20 protein-coding genes are annotated in these 17,836 nt (G+C 41.5%); 10 read left to right on the forward strand and 10 right to left on the reverse strand.

Annotated features, from left to right (window positions below):
- Positions 1-53: 53 nt before the first annotated feature.
- Positions 54-620 (reverse strand): Uma2 family endonuclease, encoded by a 567-nt coding sequence (locus RMX89_RS30315; protein ID WP_322670429.1) that lies wholly within the window; start codon positions 618-620, stop codon positions 54-56.
- 180 nt (positions 621-800) lie between these two features.
- On the opposite strand from RMX89_RS30315, the gene trxB reads away from it, so the two are divergent.
- Positions 801-2,171, forward strand: coding sequence for a thioredoxin-disulfide reductase (gene trxB, locus RMX89_RS30320; protein WP_322684565.1), 1,371 nt, complete (start codon positions 801-803; stop codon positions 2,169-2,171).
- A gap of 241 nt (positions 2,172-2,412) precedes the next feature.
- Here trxB and RMX89_RS30325 read toward each other — a convergent pair whose 3' ends face one another.
- Positions 2,413-2,700 (reverse strand): hypothetical protein, encoded by a 288-nt coding sequence (locus RMX89_RS30325; RefSeq protein ID WP_322670427.1) that lies wholly within the window; start codon positions 2,698-2,700, stop codon positions 2,413-2,415.
- A gap of 330 nt (positions 2,701-3,030) precedes the next feature.
- On the opposite strand from RMX89_RS30325, the gene RMX89_RS30330 reads away from it, so the two are divergent.
- From RMX89_RS30330 to RMX89_RS30345, 4 genes are all read left to right on the forward strand, one after another.
- A complete protein-coding gene (locus RMX89_RS30330) occupies positions 3,031-3,927 on the forward strand; it encodes an ABC transporter permease (RefSeq protein WP_292726601.1) in 897 nt (298 codons plus the stop codon).
- A gap of 31 nt (positions 3,928-3,958) precedes the next feature.
- Complete coding sequence (locus tag RMX89_RS30335; protein WP_416212014.1) at positions 3,959-4,195, forward strand: hypothetical protein; 237 nt, start codon at positions 3,959-3,961, stop codon at positions 4,193-4,195.
- Between the two features lie 135 nt (positions 4,196-4,330).
- Positions 4,331-5,251, forward strand: a complete 921-nt coding sequence (locus tag RMX89_RS30340; protein ID WP_322691562.1) for an ROK family protein — start codon at positions 4,331-4,333, stop codon at positions 5,249-5,251.
- A 247-nt stretch (positions 5,252-5,498) separates the two neighbouring features.
- Positions 5,499-6,974: an ABC transporter substrate-binding protein gene (locus tag RMX89_RS30345; RefSeq protein WP_322691550.1), complete on the forward strand. Its 1,476-nt coding sequence runs from the start codon at positions 5,499-5,501 to the stop codon at positions 6,972-6,974.
- Positions 6,975-7,014: 40 nt separating this feature from the next.
- Here the strand turns inward: RMX89_RS30345 and RMX89_RS30350 are convergent, their stop codons facing one another.
- The gene (locus RMX89_RS30350) at positions 7,015-7,437 is read right to left on the reverse strand and encodes a hypothetical protein (protein ID WP_322670423.1); all 423 of its coding nucleotides are present in this window, start codon (positions 7,435-7,437) and stop codon (positions 7,015-7,017) included.
- A gap of 115 nt (positions 7,438-7,552) precedes the next feature.
- Positions 7,553-9,190, reverse strand: a complete 1,638-nt coding sequence (locus RMX89_RS30355; RefSeq protein WP_322691551.1) for a CTP synthase — start codon at positions 9,188-9,190, stop codon at positions 7,553-7,555.
- An 84-nt stretch (positions 9,191-9,274) separates the two neighbouring features.
- Here RMX89_RS30355 and RMX89_RS30360 point away from each other — a divergent pair, with 84 nt between their 5' ends.
- From RMX89_RS30360 to RMX89_RS30370, 3 genes are read left to right on the forward strand one after another with little or no spacing between them, the layout of a single operon-like run.
- The gene (locus tag RMX89_RS30360) at positions 9,275-11,050 is read left to right on the forward strand and encodes an N-acetylmuramoyl-L-alanine amidase (RefSeq protein ID WP_322691552.1); all 1,776 of its coding nucleotides are present in this window, start codon (positions 9,275-9,277) and stop codon (positions 11,048-11,050) included.
- A 53-nt stretch (positions 11,051-11,103) separates the two neighbouring features.
- Positions 11,104-11,352 carry a hypothetical protein gene (locus tag RMX89_RS30365; RefSeq protein ID WP_322691553.1) on the forward strand — a complete coding sequence of 83 codons (249 nt, stop codon included), beginning with the start codon at positions 11,104-11,106 and terminating at the stop codon, positions 11,350-11,352.
- Positions 11,339-11,755, forward strand: a complete 417-nt coding sequence (locus RMX89_RS30370; RefSeq protein WP_322691554.1) for a putative toxin-antitoxin system toxin component, PIN family — start codon at positions 11,339-11,341, stop codon at positions 11,753-11,755. The genes RMX89_RS30365 and RMX89_RS30370 overlap by 14 nt, the downstream gene beginning before the upstream one ends.
- Before the next feature lie 260 nt (positions 11,756-12,015).
- On the opposite strand, the gene RMX89_RS30375 is transcribed toward RMX89_RS30370, so the two are convergent.
- The 5 genes from RMX89_RS30375 to RMX89_RS30395 form a co-directional block, all read right to left on the reverse strand.
- Positions 12,016-12,411, reverse strand: a complete 396-nt coding sequence (locus RMX89_RS30375; RefSeq protein WP_322691555.1) for a hypothetical protein — start codon at positions 12,409-12,411, stop codon at positions 12,016-12,018.
- Positions 12,412-12,486: 75 nt separating this feature from the next.
- On the reverse strand, positions 12,487-13,575 hold the full coding sequence (locus tag RMX89_RS30380) for a ParM/StbA family protein (RefSeq protein ID WP_322691563.1): 1,089 nt from the start codon (positions 13,573-13,575) through the stop codon (positions 12,487-12,489).
- A gap of 457 nt (positions 13,576-14,032) precedes the next feature.
- Positions 14,033-15,043, reverse strand: a complete 1,011-nt coding sequence (locus RMX89_RS30385) for a hypothetical protein (RefSeq protein WP_322691556.1) — start codon at positions 15,041-15,043, stop codon at positions 14,033-14,035.
- A gap of 252 nt (positions 15,044-15,295) precedes the next feature.
- Positions 15,296-15,493, reverse strand: a complete 198-nt coding sequence (locus tag RMX89_RS30390) for a type II toxin-antitoxin system HicA family toxin (protein WP_322691557.1) — start codon at positions 15,491-15,493, stop codon at positions 15,296-15,298.
- Positions 15,493-15,735 (reverse strand): DUF1902 domain-containing protein, encoded by a 243-nt coding sequence (locus tag RMX89_RS30395; RefSeq protein WP_322684573.1) that lies wholly within the window; start codon positions 15,733-15,735, stop codon positions 15,493-15,495. Before RMX89_RS30395 ends, RMX89_RS30390 begins: the two co-directional genes overlap by 1 nt.
- A gap of 473 nt (positions 15,736-16,208) precedes the next feature.
- Here RMX89_RS30395 and RMX89_RS30400 point away from each other — a divergent pair, with 473 nt between their 5' ends.
- On the forward strand, positions 16,209-16,586 hold the full coding sequence (locus tag RMX89_RS30400) for a hypothetical protein (protein WP_322691558.1): 378 nt from the start codon (positions 16,209-16,211) through the stop codon (positions 16,584-16,586).
- A gap of 85 nt (positions 16,587-16,671) precedes the next feature.
- Here RMX89_RS30400 and RMX89_RS30405 read toward each other — a convergent pair whose 3' ends face one another.
- Entirely contained in the window at positions 16,672-17,181 is a 510-nt protein-coding gene (locus RMX89_RS30405; protein ID WP_322691559.1) for a pentapeptide repeat-containing protein, read from the reverse strand.
- An 88-nt stretch (positions 17,182-17,269) separates the two neighbouring features.
- On the opposite strand from RMX89_RS30405, the gene RMX89_RS30410 reads away from it, so the two are divergent.
- Positions 17,270-17,785: a hypothetical protein gene (locus RMX89_RS30410; RefSeq protein WP_322691560.1), complete on the forward strand. Its 516-nt coding sequence runs from the start codon at positions 17,270-17,272 to the stop codon at positions 17,783-17,785.
- Positions 17,786-17,836 lie beyond the last annotated feature (51 nt).

Below are 17,836 nucleotides of genomic sequence, written 5' to 3' on the forward strand. Positions count from 1 at the left end.
AATCTCTGCTGTTGACCAAGGGTGAGATTCTCAACTTCGATTGTGAGAGTATCTTATTCAAACTCAGGTGGCCACAGTTCTGATATTGCCAGTTCCCAACCTGGCAGCAAGTCTGGTAGTGTGAGGATGTCGCCATTGTGCATCACCACTGGATCTTGATTTATTCGATAAACCGTTACTGTCAATTTGTCAGGGTCAATCAATATACCGACTGTAGACCCAAGTTGCAAGAATAGCTGAATCTTCTCTTCAAGTGGTTTGATTCTGTCACTTTTAGATTTAATCTCAACCATCAAGTCTGGAACCAACTCTACAAAATCGCGCTTGGTCTTCTTCAATCGTTCAGCTTTAACAAAAGACACATCAGGGGCACGCAAGTTTCTTTTTTCCGAGTCGTCCTCTTCTATATTCGGTAGAATAAATCCTGCGCTAGAACCAGTTATACGTCCTAGCTTGCGCGACATTACCCAGTTATTCAAAAAGGTAATTAGACGAGCGCCAATTTCCTCTGACTCGTAATCTGATGGCCCCATAACTATGATTTTCCCCTCTACCAGCTCCATCTGCCATTCTGGATGCTCGGTTTGTAGCTGCTCTAAGTCTGTAATAGTAAAAGACATAACACGACAGCAAATACTCTTATAGCTATCATAAATACTCCTCGCACATCAAGCGGCAACATATAAGCGCTGTCTCTGTATTCCCGATTTTTCTAACTTGCGATCGCTTCCCATCTGACGTAGCCAATCACAGTTTATTATGCTATATTAAGCGTAGTCGTTATGAGTTCGTATATTTTCATGACTAACACAACTGTAGAAAACTTGGTAATTATCGGTTCTGGCCCAGCAGGGTACACAGCCGCCATCTATGCTGGACGCGCTAACTTGAAACCCGTTGTATTTGAGGGTTTCCAAGCTGGGGGTTTACCTGGTGGGCAACTAATGACAACGACGGAAGTTGAAAATTTTCCTGGATTTCCTAAAGGAATTACCGGGCCGGAACTGATGGATCAAATGAAGGCGCAAGCGGAGCGGTGGGGGGCTGAACTATATACTGAAGATGTTATCTCAGTTGACTTGAGTCAGCGTCCATTTACAGTGCGATCGCAAGAAAGGGAAATTAAAACCAACAGCATCGTTATTGCTACGGGTGCAACAGCAAAGCGTTTGGGTTTACCCAACGAACACGAATTTTGGAGTCGGGGTATTTCCGCTTGTGCAATTTGCGATGGTGCAACACCAATTTTCCACGGCGCAGAATTGGCTGTGATTGGTGCTGGTGACTCGGCGGCAGAAGAGTCAATTTACCTCACTAAATACGGTTCTAAGGTAAATATGTTGGTACGCACCGATAAAATGCGGGCTTCTAAAGCTATGCAAGACCGCGTTTTGAACAACCCGAAAATCCAAGTGCATTGGAACACAGAAGCCGTAGATATCTTCGGTAACGGTCACATGGAAGGGGTGAAAGTCCGCAATACTAAAACTGGTGAAGAGAGCCAACTGCACGCTAAGGGTTTATTTTACGCCGTTGGTCACAGTCCCAATACCTCTCTATTTAAAGGACAATTAGAACTGGATGAGATAGGTTACGTTGTCACTAAGCCTGGTTCTGTAGAAACCAGTGTAGAAGGCGTTTTTGCTGCTGGCGACGTACAAGATCATGAGTTTCGGCAAGCAATCACGGCTGCGGGTACTGGCTGTATGGCGGCAATGTTGGCAGAACGTTGGTTGTCATCTAGTGGCTTGATTCAAGAATTCCATCAACAACCAGAAACAGCAGATAATGAATTAGAACATCAGCCAGCCAAAAAAACTGAAGCTGAGGAAGAAGCTGGATTTAATTTGGATGGGACGCGCCATCAGGGAGGTTATGCTTTACGCAAATTGTTCCATGAAAGCGATCGCTTACTCCTGGTTAAATACGTTTCTCCTGGTTGTGGCCCTTGTCATACCCTGAAGCCAATTTTAAATAAAGTGGTGGATGAATTTGATAGCAAGATTCACTTTGTGGAAATTGACATCGACAAAGACCGAGATATTGCTGAAAATGCTGGTGTGACAGGAACGCCAACGGTTCAATTGTTCAAAAATAAGGAACTGGTGAAGGAAGTCAAAGGCGTGAAGCAAAAGAGCGAATATCGCCAGTTGATTGAAAGTAATCTTTGAGATAGTAGGTATTGGACAGTTCCCAATATCCAACACCTGCCATAGCCCAATACGTTTGGATTATAAGTTATTGGTGTAGATAATTGGTATTTTAAGACGCGATAAATCGCGTCTCTACATCAGGGTTTTGTTGCTCATTCTGAACTGTATTGCGTCATAGCCGACAACTTTACTGCTCATTTTTTGCATCTTGATACAGGTGCAAAGAATGAGTCTATCTCCTAAATTGAGCTAATTAATATTAATTATCTTGATGAGGATCGCTTGTACTTTGATCGGTTTCTAGGAGCCGTGAAATAAGCATCTCTGGTTTTCTACTAATAATAGACCTAACTTTATCAATAGCAATTACTTCACTGATTTTCACAACCATTTCCCAGAAAGTATCCTCCTCTGTATCTTTGTTGTAAGTTCTATGTTTAAAGGACAATAAATCATCCCAAACTCCGATAATTGTGGCGAAATACCACTTATCTCTCACTAGTATCCAGATTTCTTGTTCTAAGTAAGTCTGTAGAAGAGGTTTCACAATGACTAAGATAATAAAAAATATTGTGCTACATATTAATTAAGTATTAACAGCCAAGACCACAGTTAAAATACTGAAAGTGTGTCAAAAAAATTAAAGGCTGCATCATCAAGAGGACTGATTCGTTGATAAAGATTATCGCGAATATTGTAGGACTCTGAATCGTAGTTAAAAGCACTGGCAAAAATCAGGCATAATTTCACCTCTAACTCAGTCTATATCTGTATCCACGTGAAGTAGTCGGACTTTTATTTAAAGATGTTTACGCAATCCCCTATCTAAATATGTAAAATGGTCAGCGTATCAAGCTTTGCTCCAGGCGATCGCTTTATGGCCATTACAAAACGGCGACTACCAACATTTTTACAGTTCGGCAAAAGTCTCAATCTTTCGCAAAAACTCATGCTCATCGGGTTAGCCATTACCCTATTTTTCATCTTCCTGGCATTTTTCGCTCCCGTATTGCAAGCTTGGGGATGGCTGCAAAACCCCAAAGATTTTCTCTCTAATCCAATTCACGAGCCACCCTCAGCGAAACATTGGTTTGGTACTAGTCGCCTGGGTTATGATGTGTTCTCCCGGACATTGTTCGGCGCTCAAGCTGCTTTGCAGGTGGTAATTTTGGCAACAGCGCTGAGTATGATTATCGGTGTGCCTTTGGGGATGCTGAGTGGTTATCTCGGCGGTAAATTGGATAAAGTGCTGCTATTTATTATGGATAGCATCTACACCTTACCGGGACTACTGCTGTCTGTGACACTGGCCTTTGTGGTGGGTCGTGGGATATTGAATGCAGCGATCGCTATTAGCATTGCCTACATACCCCAATATTATCGCGTTGTCCGCAACCACACCGTAAGCGTGAAAACTGAAGTGTTCATCGAAGCAGCTCAAGCAATGGGCGCTTCCACTTGGGTTGTGCTTTCTCGTTATCTGTTTTTCAACGTCATTCAAAGTGTACCCGTCCTATTTACACTCAATGCCGCTGATGCGATTTTGGTGTTGGGCGGTTTGGGCTTTTTGGGGCTAGGACTTCCCGAAGAAGTGGCAGAATGGGGACATGATTTAAAACAAGCCTTAGAAGCTCTACCTACTGGCATTTGGTGGACTACGCTTTTCCCTGGTTTAACGATGACATTCATGGTGGTAGGGTTATCACTACTTGGTGAGGGGTTAAATGAATTTGTCAATCCCCGTTTACGGAGAGAAAATAGAATCCGACAGTAATCACTGGTCATTAGTTTTGGACAAATGACTAATGACAAATAACAATACAGAGATTTGTATGAAAGATAATCTAACGTTAATTGCTGCCGCTACTGGCGGGTTTATCCTTTCCGTTGCTCTTGCTGGTATCTTAAGAGGTGCGCCAATTACGGCTTGGCAGGAACAATCGAGTTTTCGTACCACAACTGTTGCTAATTTACAGAGAGCGGAGTTGAAAGCCCCGTATCTTAAAATCGGTGATGAAAACAACTTGCACTCAATAGAATAAAAATTTGAGTATTTTTTCGCGCCAAGATGCTAAGTATAGATTTACAAAAAATAATGGCGAATTGAGGGGTGAAATTGAAAAGCAGAGGAGCGCAGAGGTAAGCGCCAAGAGTACGCAAAGGTTTGCTAGGTGGCTATGGTTTGGTCTGAGGATTTTAAAGTGGTGAGTTCTCAAGTAATTGGCATTGATGTCGGGGGAACAGCAATTAAGCTGGGGCGTTTTGCAGATGATGGTACTTGTCTGCAATCTTTGACTGTGGTATCTCCTCAACCAACAACGCCGGAAGCGGTGTTGGCGGTTCTGGTAGATGCGATCGCTCAAATCGATCCAGATAATCAAGCTGTTGCGATTGGTGTTGGTACTCCTGGGCCATCCGATGCCGCAGGACGCATTGCCAAAATCGCCATTAACTTACCTGGATGGATCGATGTGCCTTTAGCAGACTGGTTAGAAGCTAAAACTGGCAAACAGACTGCGATCGCTAATGATGCTAATTGCGCTCTTTTGGGAGAAGCTTGGCTGGGAGCCGGTCGCCACTTTCAAAATCTGATTCTGCTAACTTTAGGTACTGGGGTTGGTGGCGCAATTATCCTTGATGGCAAACTATTTATTGGACATCAAGGAGCCGCCGGGGAATTGGGTTTAATTTCATTAAATCCTGATGGCCCAATTTGTAATAGTGGCAATCGAGGCTCTTTGGAACAATATGCCTGTGCTACTGCAATTCACCGCCGCACTCTCAAGGAACCCATCGAATTGGGTTTTCTTGCCCAACAAGGAGATGCCGCAGCATTGACTTTTTGGCAAGAATATGGTGCTAATTTGGGAATTGGTTTGACGAGTTTGATTTATGTACTCACACCACAAGCGATCGTGATTGGTGGCGGTATCAGTGGTAGCTTTGAGTTTTTCTTACCAAGTGTGAAGGCAGAAATTGAGAAGCGAGTGCAGCCTTTATCACGAGAGGGTTTACAGATATTGCCAGCGGAGTTAGGCAATTTTGCTGGGATAGTAGGTGCAGCAAAGTTGGCATGGCAAAACTATTCAAGATTTTAAATTATGGTTCAAACAACCCCAGCTAGAGACATCTGTCTTTACAAATTAGAAGAAAAATTAAGCTCTAACTACGAGGTAATTTAATTAATTTTACATTACGTAACATAGTTTAATTTATTCTTGCCCACTTACTTAGCAATTCTAACTGATGTTGAAAAGTGAGTGAAAAGCAACTATTTAAGCTTGAATAAACGCTATGTAATGTCAGAAGATGCAGTAAAGATGTTTTTCTGGCAAAAATCATAAAATGAGCATGTTATTCAGAACCAAAGCCAGTCCAATGGCTAAAGGCTTGAAGAATCAGCAAAGAGTCAAGCAAACTTTTACCATAATACTAATAAGAGCTAGCCATCGCTACGTACTAGTGGCATTAATACTCAGCTTGATAATTCTTGCCTGCATTAACATCTTAAAATCTAACCAATCTTCAGTCACCGAGTCTCCTCTTAACAGTAAAGTCCTGAAGATTTGGTCAGATAAAGGTTATACCTTGGAAGAGGATGAAGCGCTCCAGAAGATCATTAGTAACTGGGAACAACAAAGCGGCAACAAAATTAAACTTACTTTCTATACTAACGATGAATTGCCACAAAAGACTCAAAGGGCACTTCAGGCAGGTAATTCACCCGATCTCGTCATAAATAGCAGTGCTGAGAGGGAGCTGTATCCACGTCTTGCCTGGGAAGGTAAATTGGCAGATGTCTCTGATGTAATTGAGCCAGTCAAAAGTATTTATTCTGAAGGTGTGTTGAAAGCAGTTCGTTTATATAACAACGTTGATAAAAAACCGAGTTACTATGCAGTCCCAATTAATCAATTAACAATTCACATCTTTTACTGGCGAGACTTACTAGAGAAAGTAGGTCGAACTCAAAGCGATATCCCTAAAGATTGGGATGCTTTCTGGGAGTTTTGGAAACAAGTGCAGGATGATTTGCGCGCACAGCAAAAACAGAATATTTACGGGTTAGGCTTTCCTTTCTCCACTGGTTCTACGGATACCTACTACTTATTTGAACAGATTTTAGAGGCATACAATGTCCAAATTTTAGACTCCAAGGGTCAACTTCTGCTCAACGATCCCAAGGTGTATCAAGGTATTGTTAAAAGCTTAGAGTGGTATGCGAAATTTTTCCAGCAAGGCTACGTACCACCAGACGCAGTAAACTGGTTAAATCCAGACAATAATCGCAGCTTACTCAATCGTGGCGTGGTTATGACGCCTAACAGTTCGCTCTCGATTTCTGCTGCTGTCCGCCAAGATTCTGACACCTATCGTCACAAGCTTGGTATCTTAGAATTTCCGAATAAACCTAATGGTAAACCGATGCGCTTCTTAGTCTCGATTAATGAAATAGTTTTGTTTGCCGAGTCTAAAAACCAGAAGGTAGCCAAAGACTTTCTCGCATATTTAATTAAACCTGAGATTATAGGAAACTATCTCAAAGCTACCGGAGGTCGGTATTTACCAGTAATGAAGCCTGTTTGGAAAGAGCCTTTTTGGACAAATCCAGCAGATCCTCATCTTTCCACTGCAACTCAAACACTAACTAAAGATACTCGTCCATTTTATATTGTCCAAAATCCTGCTTACAGCCTAGTTTTAGAAGAGAATGTTTGGGGTAAAGCTCTCAATGGAATAGTTGTCAATAGCATATCTCCAGAAGAAGCAGCAGACACGGCAATTGAGCGGATAAAACAAATTTTTGATGAATGGCAGTGAGCTATTTTATTGTTACCTTGTGTTCTGCTACACAGTAATTTCAAGACAAAGAATATCCTGTTGCTTTTTGAACGTATTTCACAACTTTTTCATAAGATTCAGGATTACTCACAGGGTTGATGATAATAGGAATAGTGCCATCTGGCAACCAAAAAGTTATCCTGCCATTCGGTTCGTGACAAAAGGAACTGATGCAGTTGAGATTAATGACATATTCATTTTTTTCGTAAATTATTTTCACCCAGTGGGCACGCTCTAATTCTAATCCTGTCACACATTCTAAATAATCGAGAATTTTTTGATAATCTTCCAGGTTATTTTGTGGGTTAATTATTATGGGAATGGCACTATCGGGTAGCCAAAAAGTAACTCTGCCATTCAGTTCATAACAAAAAGCATGGACACGTTCAAAATTTACTACATATTCTTTCCTCTCGTAAAGGATTTTCACCCAGTACGCCACAACATCTCCTCAAGTCCGAAATTTACGAATGATGCACCCTGGATATCCAAATCTACTGAAGTCTTAAGTTAATGTTGCAATTAATTTTGAATTTTGAATTTTGAATTTTGAATTGTTATGACACCTCCAATGGTGTTGGTGTGCTAGATGTCGAAAGAGAAAGAGCGATCGCTGTTTGAATGAATCCTTTAAATAAAGGATGAGGTGTACTGGGGCGTGATTGAAATTCTGGATGAAATTGGCAAGCAAGAAAAAATGGGTGCTTGGTTAATTCCACAATTTCAACTAAACGTCCATCAGGAGAAGTACCACTAATTACATAGCCAGACTTTAACAACAAATCGCGGTAAGCATTGTTGAACTCATAGCGATGTCGATGTCGTTCATAAATCACATCTTCTTGATAGAGCTTAAAAGCTAAAGTATCAGGGAGAACACGACAAGGATATAATCCTAAGCGCATTGTACCCCCTAAATCCACAACTTCCTGCTGTTCTGGCAATAAATTAATTACTGGATCGGTTGTGTAAGGGTCAAATTCAGCACTGTTAGCATCTGTTAATCCCCCTACGTTTCTGGCCCACTCAATTACAGAGCATTGCATTCCCAGGCATAAACCCAAAAAGGGAATTTGGCGATCACGGGCGTATTTAATCGCGGCAATTTTACCATCGACTCCTCGAACCCCGAAACCTCCTGGTACAACTATGCCATCGACACCTTTAAGATAATTTTCGGCTGGTTCAGTTTCCAATTCTTCTGAATTCACCCAACGCAGACGCAGTTTGCCATAAGTGGAGATTGCAGCATGGTTCAGCGCTTCCACTACAGATAAATAGGCATCACTTAACTGCACATATTTACCAACAATGGCAATTTCTACCTCGTGCTTAGGACTATGCAAACGTTGTACCAAGGTTTGCCACTGCGTCAAATCTGGTTTACGTTGTTCCATTTGCAGCAAGTTCAGCACTTGTTCTGCCATTCCTTCCCGTTCTAGATTTAGCGGTACTTCATAGATACTTTTGGCATCTTGAGAAGTGATAACGCATTCTTCCGGTACATCGCAAAATCCCGACAATTTCTGCTTTAATCCCTTGGGTAAAGGGCGATCGCTCCGACAAACTAAAATATCTGGTTGAATGCCAATGGATCTGAGTTCTTTAACTGAATGCTGTGTCGGCTTAGTTTTCATTTCACCCGCAGAGGCAATCCACGGCACCAAAGTTACGTGCATATACAGCACATTCTGGCGCCCCACCTCTTTACGGAACTGGCGAATTGCTTCCAAAAACGGCAGCGATTCAATATCTCCCACCGTCCCGCCGATTTCTGTAATTACTACAGAAGGATTTGTACTTTTAGCAACTCGCAGAATCCGGTCTTTAATTTCATTGGTAATATGAGGAATTACCTGTACAGTACCGCCATTGTAATCTCCGCGCCGTTCTTTATTAATGACTGCTTGGTAAATTGAGCCAGTAGTCACACAATTTAAGCGCGACATTGAGGTATCGGTAAAGCGTTCGTAATGCCCCAAGTCCAAATCTGTCTCCGCACCATCTTGGGTAACGAATACTTCCCCATGCTGAAAGGGACTCATCGTCCCAGGATCGATATTGATATAAGGGTCGAGTTTGAGAATCGACACCGAATATTCGCGCGACTTGAGCAAACGCCCTAGACTTGCTGCTACAATGCCCTTACCAATACTGGAAACTACGCCTCCAGTAACAAAGATAAACTTAGTCATAGTAGTTTGAATTTCTAACAACTTCTAAAAATACATCCCGTCATTGTGCCACAGTTGTTGTGGTGTCATCTTCTGTGATTTGCTGTGAAAAACCTCTTAGGATTAGTAATATTAGGCTGTATTCTCACCTCCTCGGTAGCATTGGCAGAGCCATCTCTTATAGTCGTTTTTCCCCAGACAAACTACCAGACAAGTGCCCAAAAAATCTTTTTTCTGGGCACTGCACCACCAGATGGTCAGGTTTTGATCAATAGTAAGCCAATTACCCGCAGCAAAGCTGGTCATTTTTCCCCTAGTTTCCCCTTGCAGTTGGGGGAGAATCTTTTTACTGTGCGTTACCACAATCAAGAACTTAAAATTAAGGTGATCGGGCTTAACGCTAGCCCTGAACTACCACAGGGGGTAGCCTTTGCGAAAGATTCTCTGACTCCCGCAGTTGACATTGCCAGATTACCGGGAGAAGTAATTTGTTTTGGCGCGTTAGCGAAGCTCCCCGAAGGGATCGCACCCCCTAACGCTAATGTCTCTGTAACTCTGGCTAATCAAACTATTGCCCTTTTACCCCAACCTCAACAAGCACAACTACCAAGTAATTTGGCAGCTTTGACAGGTCAAAATCAGCCTCATGCCCAGTCTAGCCTAGGCAACTATCAAGGTTGCACTACGGTGGCAACAGCCGCCGATCTGGGAAAACCTCAATTTCAACTGACACTTGACGGCAAGACGATAACTCAACCAGGATCTGGTAAGATTGAAATCCTCTCAAGAGCGCAATTGCCAGTTTTTGAGGTTACAGTAGAGTCAGGCGTTGCTCGTACTGGCCCTAGCACCGATTATTCCCGACTCACACCACTGCCCAAAGGCACACGCGCAACAGTTACAGGTAGGGAAGGTGAATGGTTGCGCCTAGATTATGGCGCTTGGATTAATAGTAAAGAAACCCGCATTCTACCTGGTGCAGTTCCGTCACAAACAATAATTCGCAGTGTCGGATACCGTCAACTCCCTAGTGCGACAGAAATAGTTTTCCCCTTGCAAGTTCCCGTACCTGTGAGCGTGCAACAAAGTGAGGGTGCTTTCGCTCTCACTCTCTACAATACCACTGCCCAAACGGACATAATTCGCCTGGATGATGACCCCCTAATTTATCGCCTAGACTGGCAACAGGAAGCCCCAGGACAAGTAAAATACACCTTTAACCTCAAAAAAGCTCAACAGTGGGGATATAAGCTGAGATACGACGGTACAACCCTGGTTTTGGCTTTGCGTCATCCGCCTAAAATCGGGAACACAAGACGCAAGCTTTTAGCTAATTTCAAGATTGTACTAGATCCAGGGCATGGCGGTAAAGAATCTGGTGCCAGTGGCCCAACTGGATATTTAGAAAAAGATGTGAATTTGGTGGTATCTAAGTTGCTGCGCGATGAGTTGGTGAAGGAAGGAGCAACGGTAGTAATGACACGGGAGGACGACAAGGAAGTTTCGCTAGTAGAACGTCAGGCAATTATCAGTCAAGAAGAACCTGCGATCGCACTTTCCATACATCACAACTCTCTACCCGATGATGGTGATGCCGAAAAAACTAAGGGTTTCGGCGCATTTTGGTATCAACCTCAAGCCCACAGCCTCGCCATATTTTTACAGAATTATGTAGTCAAAAAACTTGGCAGACCTTCTTATGGTGTGTTTTGGGATAACCTGGCGCTGACACGTCCAGCAGATGCGCCATCGGTGTTACTGGAATTGGGTTTTATGAGCAATCCCGATGAATTTGAGCAGGTAGTCAACCCAGAAGAACAGAAGAAAATGGCAAAAGCGATCGCTCAGGGAATTACTGAGTGGGTTAGGAGTGTGAGATAAATTTTGAGGTACAACACTAGTTCCTAATTGTATTTGGTGGAGTGCGATAGACCATGATTACTAAAGAAGAAATTACTATCAAAGTTCCGTCTGAGGTAGCAGAGGCATACCGCAATGCCACTGAAGAAGAACGAGAACAATTGCAACTTAAGATTGCGGCAATTATGCAGTCTCAATTTACAACTCCGAGACTTGAATCCATTGCACGTTTAAGAAACACGATGGATAAAGCTAGTGTTGAGGCACAAGAGCGAGGATTAACGCCTGAAATCTTAAAATCAATTTTGAATGATGACAAATAATCGACGGTTCGTTTTTGATATTAATGTGCTAATTAGTGCATTTTTGTTTAGTCAAAGCAAGCCACGTCAGGCATTAGATCAAGCTCAGGATATTGGCGTTATCTTATTATCAAATTCTGTATTATCGGAGTTAGAAGAAGTTTTATATCGTCCCAAATTTGATAGATATCTCACTAAAGAAAGGCGGCAAGAATTTCTAGAAAACTTAACAGAAAACTGTCAATTTATTGACGTGACTGAGCAGATTAATGAATGCCGAGACTTAAAAGATAACAAATATTTGGAATTAGCACTCAGTGGTCAAGCAGAGTGTATTGTTACCGGAGATGATGATTTGCTAGTGCTAAACCCCTGGAGGGGCATTGAGATTCTGAATGTTCAAGAATTTTTAGCAAGCAAATAAGTAGCAATTACGCTATATCTGACAAACACGACGCACAAAAATCTTGTGTTATAGGAAAGCGTGGTGCGTAGTTTACCGCCGTAGGAATCACCTAAAATAATTGTGTCATCTTATCATACTCATTGTATTTGGTGGAGTGCGATCGCTATTTTTTAGCTAGTTCCTGCTCAATGTTGCGATTGACTTTTATAGGGCAAAACTGCGAATAGGGCATTGGTGATTGTTAACAAGCTGTATCAATTGATAGTCACGCACCTATTTCAAGATAGCCTTTGATAATATCGCTCAAAGGGTTGATAAGTATCTAGGAATTCAAATGTAGTCATTGTAAGAAATATCGCTACTCTCTGAGAGTCTATCAATTCCTTTATTTCGGGTATTGTAATTAGTTCTTCAAACTCAGATTCAATAACAATTAATAAAACATTTATTTCTTCTCTAGAATTATTTTTTATCTCATCGTGCGTTATATAAAATTGGTAAGTAACTTCTTTTTCTAAATCAAAATAACAAAACTCCCATTTATCTGGTAACTTTTGAATATCTTCTACATTGACAAGCAATTCTTCTCTTGCCTTAAAGTTTTTACCTTGCTTAGGAGTAATACACTCTTTATAAGGTTTATCTTTAACATTATGAGAAAGTTGAATTTTCATTTTTTACTGGTATTTTAAATAAATTTTTACAGCTACCAAAAATTATCTTTGCTTTGGGATAAATTCAAAGTAACATCAGTTTTCTGACCTAGCACGGCGATCAATGGGGCGTAATTGCGCCTCACCATAAATATACTGCCCCAAAGCATTAGCTTGCCTAGCGGGTGCCGCTAAATGGACATAAATCTTTGCTTCCTTGAGTAGACGTTGAATGTCATCCCAGTAGAATTCACCGCCACCACCAGTAATAATCACATCAGTTACACGCTCTGGCAACCAGGCTAGAACACGGCTACAGATTTCACGAGAAAACATCTCTGTGAGGTTAGGAAGAAAATCGTCTAAGTTAGTGGGTTTGGTTGCGCTTTTAGGACGGTAATAGCGTTCGCCTCTGGGTTTGTTAACAGCAGAAATCAGTGCCAAAGATTGACTATCAGCACCGTCTATTTCCGCAGCCACCAATTCATAAAACTTGTTCATACCAAAGTCTTCACTCTTAGAAAGATATTTAATAAATCGGAAATTATCCATCATCAACAAATCGACAGTTTGATGTCCAATATCGACGATCGCCACCGAAATTTTTGTAAAATCGGGACTGTTAGGACTTTTCTTAGGTTGAGCTTCAGACCACAACAGGCTACCGTAGCCTTCTGGCATTACCCATACCTTACTGACGTTGAGCGAGACAGATTCGCCTCGGAAGTTCAACACATGAGATCCAGCTACTTGGCTAATCAACTGTGCTTTTTCCTTTTCAAATTGCTCTAAGGAAAGAAAGGGCAGACCTAGTACAACTGAGATATCGTCTCTGAGTTTAAAGTAGCTAGCACTTATTAATACTTTTACTAGTGCAGCTTCTACCTTAGATTGTCCGATTCCTAGATTCGCTCCAAAATCTGCTGCCAGTTGACCTACAGCATATCCATTGCCTTGATATTCCAGCCACAAATTCATTAAAGGATCAATAGCACGAACTTGAAAAACACCACCACGTACCTGTTCTATTGACATTTGCTTAACGTTGGCAGGTACGAACACAACACTACCGGGTTCGCGACTGACACAAGTCTTTGTGGAAATTCTGCCTAAATCAACACTGAGAACAGTTTTTCTGCCAGCATCGCTGGATTTTATAGTGTTGATTTTTTTAGTTGCTGCTATTGCTGTGAAAAGACTTGCATAGTAATCATTAGGAACAATAATTAGCTCCTCTTTTAATTGGTAGAGAACTTGGTTAGTTTGTTCCACTGCGGCTTGAAACCTGTTTAAAGCATCTGTTGTAGGTTCTCTATCAATCTCCCACATTAAGGAAATGAGATTTTGTTGCAGTCGTACTGCTAAACGCAAACAGTCTTTTTCTACTTCATCTAATGCGTGTTGGCGAGTTAAATCATTAATCTGCCTTTTGCTCTGAGCAGCAAATTCATAATATTTATTCTCTAAATTGGCGTATTTGTCTGTTAATTCATTTGCAACTTGTCTGTGATGCTTGCCTGCTTGTCTGTCCTTTTCTCCAGCAGCATGAGCAGTAAAAGCACCTGCGACAGCACCAACTGCCGCCCCTAAAGCACCAAACAGAAGAGGAATTATAAAAATCATACAATTTTTGACTAATTCTCTAGGAATGAGGAGGAAGGTAAAGAAGTTGAGAATCAGGCAGTAACTTACTATCAGTTGATGCTAGTCCTAAAGACTGAGCAATAGCTACTGATTCACGTAACCGTTGCATAGCCCCTTCGATTCCCGGTGCAATTGGACGATTTGTAATTTCTTGATTAATTGCTTCTGATTGGGCTAAAAACTCTAGATTTTTATGGTGTTCATAAATCAGTTCTTTTTCAATTGCTTGTAATCTTTCTAATTCTTGTTGAGTTAAAGATTCATAATAGATTTTCACCGTTTGTTTATGGTCATTGAGGATTTTGAAAAACTCGTAAATCATACCCGCAGTTCCAACAACAGCTAAAACTGGTGCGGCTGCGGTTAAAGCGATCGCAATTGGTGGACAAGCTGCTGCTACTGTTGTGGTTACAAATGCCGTCACACCCCCAACTGTGCCGCTTTTTACGGTATCTTTCAATGTTTCTATAGCGGCTTCTTGTGCATAAATTTCACCCCGAACTACCCGCAACGCGTTAGTTAGTAACGAAAATGGTACTGTCGTCGCTACACCAATTGCTGCTCCCAGGGGCGCGGCTTTAACACCTGCTTTAACTGCACCTGTTAGATTATCAAAATGCCATTTAGCATCTAGTCTCATTTGCTCCTGCGAAGTCATGGGTTTATCGCCACGGGCTAAATTATCTTTGGCGTTTTCCCACTTGATATTTTTGGGTTCGTTTGAGCCGCCTTTGCTATGCGGTTTGATATGACTAGCGTGCTTATCTGATAGGTATTTTTGAGTATTAACATCAACAGATTTGCCATCAATCCCTGCTCTTTGAGATGGAGGGATTTTATCTAACATTTCTTGGGCTTGCACTCTGGTTCTGATCGGATCACCAGATCGAATCCCACCTTTATATAATCTACGGGCTGCACTTAAGGATAAATCCTGTAATTGGGCGTGTTGAGCGTTAATGTTGGCAGCAGCGTTAAAAGCGGAATTACGCTCTTGTTCGTCAGACATGGGAAACCAATCTAGTGTGATCTATTAGCTTATTTTCTTATGGTTCCCATTTGAACACAGATGCGATCGCCTCTGATAAAATCATGAGCATCTTAATCTGTCACATTTTGGCGCGATGCCTGCGGCGGGCTTCGCCTACGCTCTCCCAATTCCTACAGAATAAAGCATTGCTCTCTACACCTTTGTAGCTTCTGCTCTACAATGAAATGAAGAATCTAGCAGCTTAAACAGAGAACAAAATTCTTAATAAACTCAAAAATACTTATCTAAACCAGCTTGTTTCAACACGCCATTTGCAGTATGACGTGATTTTATTTTACTATCAACTACAAAGTTATTATCTGTAATTGGGCTATACCAAATTTCATGATCTCCTTTTCCTTGCCTTTTAAAATAACATCCGGCTTCTGTTAAAAGTTTTTTAACTTCAGGAGTAAAGGAAACACTCATTAGCCAGCCATTTTGATTGATTCATGACGATGCGTTGTTAAGTATAAATCAATGTAATCTTTGTTGTCAGATTCAACTCTATTTAATTCAATAAGTTCTGGAATCATAGCTTTGAGTTTTGCTGTTAACATCTCAATAGTAGAAGCTTCTGTAACCAACCCAGGTAGATTATCACTGCTAGCTACCCAAACATTGACCTCAGAATCCCAAAAAGCGCTTACTTTGACAATAAAAGTATTCATAATTCGCTTTTTTAGCTATCGCACGTATGTAAACAATTTTAATTCAGAACTTTGAAAATTTTGCAAGTAACTTACAAAATCAGATACAATCTTGACTTGTTATCAGGTGCGTAGGCGTAGCCCGTCGTAGACATCGCTGATTTGCCTACTACGGTGAAACTAGTTGAAGTCTGTAGTAAGCTTTTGTCTGTGATTACTAAGTTTTTCGGCTTGCCAGCTTTGCGAACACAAACGCACCATCAGACTCTGGTAGTTGAGTGCGATCGGGAAACTGAGGCGGTATGGCAATATCGGCAAGTGTTTCACTCATACTTTGAAAAGTATTGCAGCTATTTATTTAGTGCTTGACGCTTCTTATAAGGTGTTACTAACTAGTATAACAGCTTGTTCTGTCTTGATTTCAGTGCTTTTACCCTGCCAGAACCGCTTTGATCGCGGGTAGAAATATATGAAATCTGATATTTTGAAACTGTATGTATTTTAAGTTAGGCGGCATAGTAGGTGCGATCGCTATTTTATTGAGTAATGGTAGTGCGATCGCTCAAGATGCAGAAAGATATATCACTGTAGGGCATGATAAATTGGGAAACAGCGTAGCTCTGGACACGGAAACGATTAAGGGCACGATATACAAGCTTTACGGGATCTATGGAGATGGCATCTTCGAGACTACCTTTGATGCATCGTGCAAAGAATCGCGGCTGTTTCGCAATCGCATTGCGATTTACGGCCCAGAAGGACAGCTACTTGAAGAGGATAAAGAAAAAGGAGAAATCCCTTTTGTAGCAAGTTCTTCACCAGGGAAAGGGATGAAAATTGTTTGTCAAAAGATTGGTGCGAGTGGTTGGTAGTTGCTCAATATTTTATGAGTAGGGAATGGGGAATAAGCAATGCACAATGCTCAATGCCTAATGCCCAATTCCCAGCTAAAAAATACTAAGGACAAAACAACGTGTCACGCGTATCTCGTCCTGTGATAGGATTAGTCCCTTTGGCAAGTTTGCACAATTTTTTTTGCTCATCAGGACGCAGCAGCGTATCGGTAAAATCTGCCCCGTCAATGACTGCACCATCAAATCTGGCGTTAGCAGCAAAAGCACCCTCCAGCAGTGCATTTGTTAAATTTGCTCTGACTAAACGAGCCGAGTCTAAAGTGGCATTTCTTAAATCAGAACCTTCCAAATTTGCAGACTCTAAATTTGCTGCAAAAAAACTGACACCGTTCAAATTAGCGTGACTGAAGTTGCTCTGGCGAAGATTAGCTTTAGTAAAGCTAGAGTCTGTTAAATCACGTCCTGAAAAATCAGCCTCGACCAAAATTTCCTTATTATATTCGAGTGCCAAAGCTGTTGGAGCAAAACCAACTGTTGCGGTGATGCTAACTATTCCCCAAAGGAATAAGCTGACTATGGTTGCCCAAATTCGGGCGCTTAACTTAGAATTCATGCAGATTTTTACCCAATGGCGAACCCTCCTCCATCTCATTATCCTTGAGTCAGAGATTTTAGCGCAAAAATCCTTTAAAAATATTTTTATGAATACTAATTCAAATTCACACGATGATTTGAACATCGCCTTCGCACGACTTCAGGCTATTGAGTGGGATACGCTGGGAATGGGGGAAAAAGACGAAAGACTTACAGAACTGATGTTAGAATTTCTGTCGCGGGTCAGACAATGGGCAAAGTTTTTACAAAGCGAACAGAAGTATATTTTTCAAAATCTTGCTCTCCAGATTCGCCCTGACATTGAACTCCCGTCTCCCCTAATGCAATGGCTGGAGGAGTTATACAACAGCAACCGGATATCAATCTTCCGTGGCAGTGTCTATGTTGTGCTAGGGGTACGTAATTACTTATTTTGGTGTCGTCTACGGGAATTTGATGCAGTCCCGGCGATTGGTCTTACTGACCCTTATGAGCCGTTCATCACTTTTTTGGAATGCGGTGGTGGCATATATGTCGAACATCACTCTTTTATGGATATTTACCCAAATTATGTTTACTTCAATTTGACTGTTGGGAATGCCACGCCAGCAAGTCAAGAATAACCCTCTTCTGTCACTTTCCGACATAAGCAAGTAGTAAATAACTGAAATTAT

Origin of the sequence: Nostoc sp. DedSLP04 (assembly GCF_034530775.1) — a bacterium.
In the GTDB taxonomy this organism is placed as follows: Bacteria; Cyanobacteriota; Cyanobacteriia; order Cyanobacteriales; family Nostocaceae; genus Nostoc.

Coding starts and splice junctions, on each gene's coding strand:
- RMX89_RS30315 (WP_322670429.1), bottom strand. CDS start 620: ATGTCTTTTACTATTACAGACTTAGAGCAGCTACAAACCGAGCATCCA.
- trxB (WP_322684565.1), top strand. CDS start 801: ATGACTAACACAACTGTAGAAAACTTGGTAATTATCGGTTCTGGCCCA.
- RMX89_RS30330 (WP_292726601.1), top strand. CDS start 3,031: ATGGCCATTACAAAACGGCGACTACCAACATTTTTACAGTTCGGCAAA.
- RMX89_RS30335 (WP_416212014.1), top strand. CDS start 3,959: ATGACAAATAACAATACAGAGATTTGTATGAAAGATAATCTAACGTTA.
- RMX89_RS30340 (WP_322691562.1), top strand. CDS start 4,331: ATGGTTTGGTCTGAGGATTTTAAAGTGGTGAGTTCTCAAGTAATTGGC.
- RMX89_RS30345 (WP_322691550.1), top strand. CDS start 5,499: ATGAGCATGTTATTCAGAACCAAAGCCAGTCCAATGGCTAAAGGCTTG.
- RMX89_RS30355 (WP_322691551.1), bottom strand. CDS start 9,190: ATGACTAAGTTTATCTTTGTTACTGGAGGCGTAGTTTCCAGTATTGGT.
- RMX89_RS30365 (WP_322691553.1), top strand. CDS start 11,104: ATGATTACTAAAGAAGAAATTACTATCAAAGTTCCGTCTGAGGTAGCA.
- RMX89_RS30370 (WP_322691554.1), top strand. CDS start 11,339: ATGATGACAAATAATCGACGGTTCGTTTTTGATATTAATGTGCTAATT.
- RMX89_RS30375 (WP_322691555.1), bottom strand. CDS start 12,411: ATGAAAATTCAACTTTCTCATAATGTTAAAGATAAACCTTATAAAGAG.
- RMX89_RS30385 (WP_322691556.1), bottom strand. CDS start 15,043: ATGTCTGACGAACAAGAGCGTAATTCCGCTTTTAACGCTGCTGCCAAC.
- RMX89_RS30390 (WP_322691557.1), bottom strand. CDS start 15,493: ATGAGTGTTTCCTTTACTCCTGAAGTTAAAAAACTTTTAACAGAAGCC.
- RMX89_RS30395 (WP_322684573.1), bottom strand. CDS start 15,735: ATGAATACTTTTATTGTCAAAGTAAGCGCTTTTTGGGATTCTGAGGTC.
- RMX89_RS30400 (WP_322691558.1), top strand. CDS start 16,209: ATGTATTTTAAGTTAGGCGGCATAGTAGGTGCGATCGCTATTTTATTG.
- RMX89_RS30405 (WP_322691559.1), bottom strand. CDS start 17,181: ATGAATTCTAAGTTAAGCGCCCGAATTTGGGCAACCATAGTCAGCTTA.
- RMX89_RS30410 (WP_322691560.1), top strand. CDS start 17,270: ATGAATACTAATTCAAATTCACACGATGATTTGAACATCGCCTTCGCA.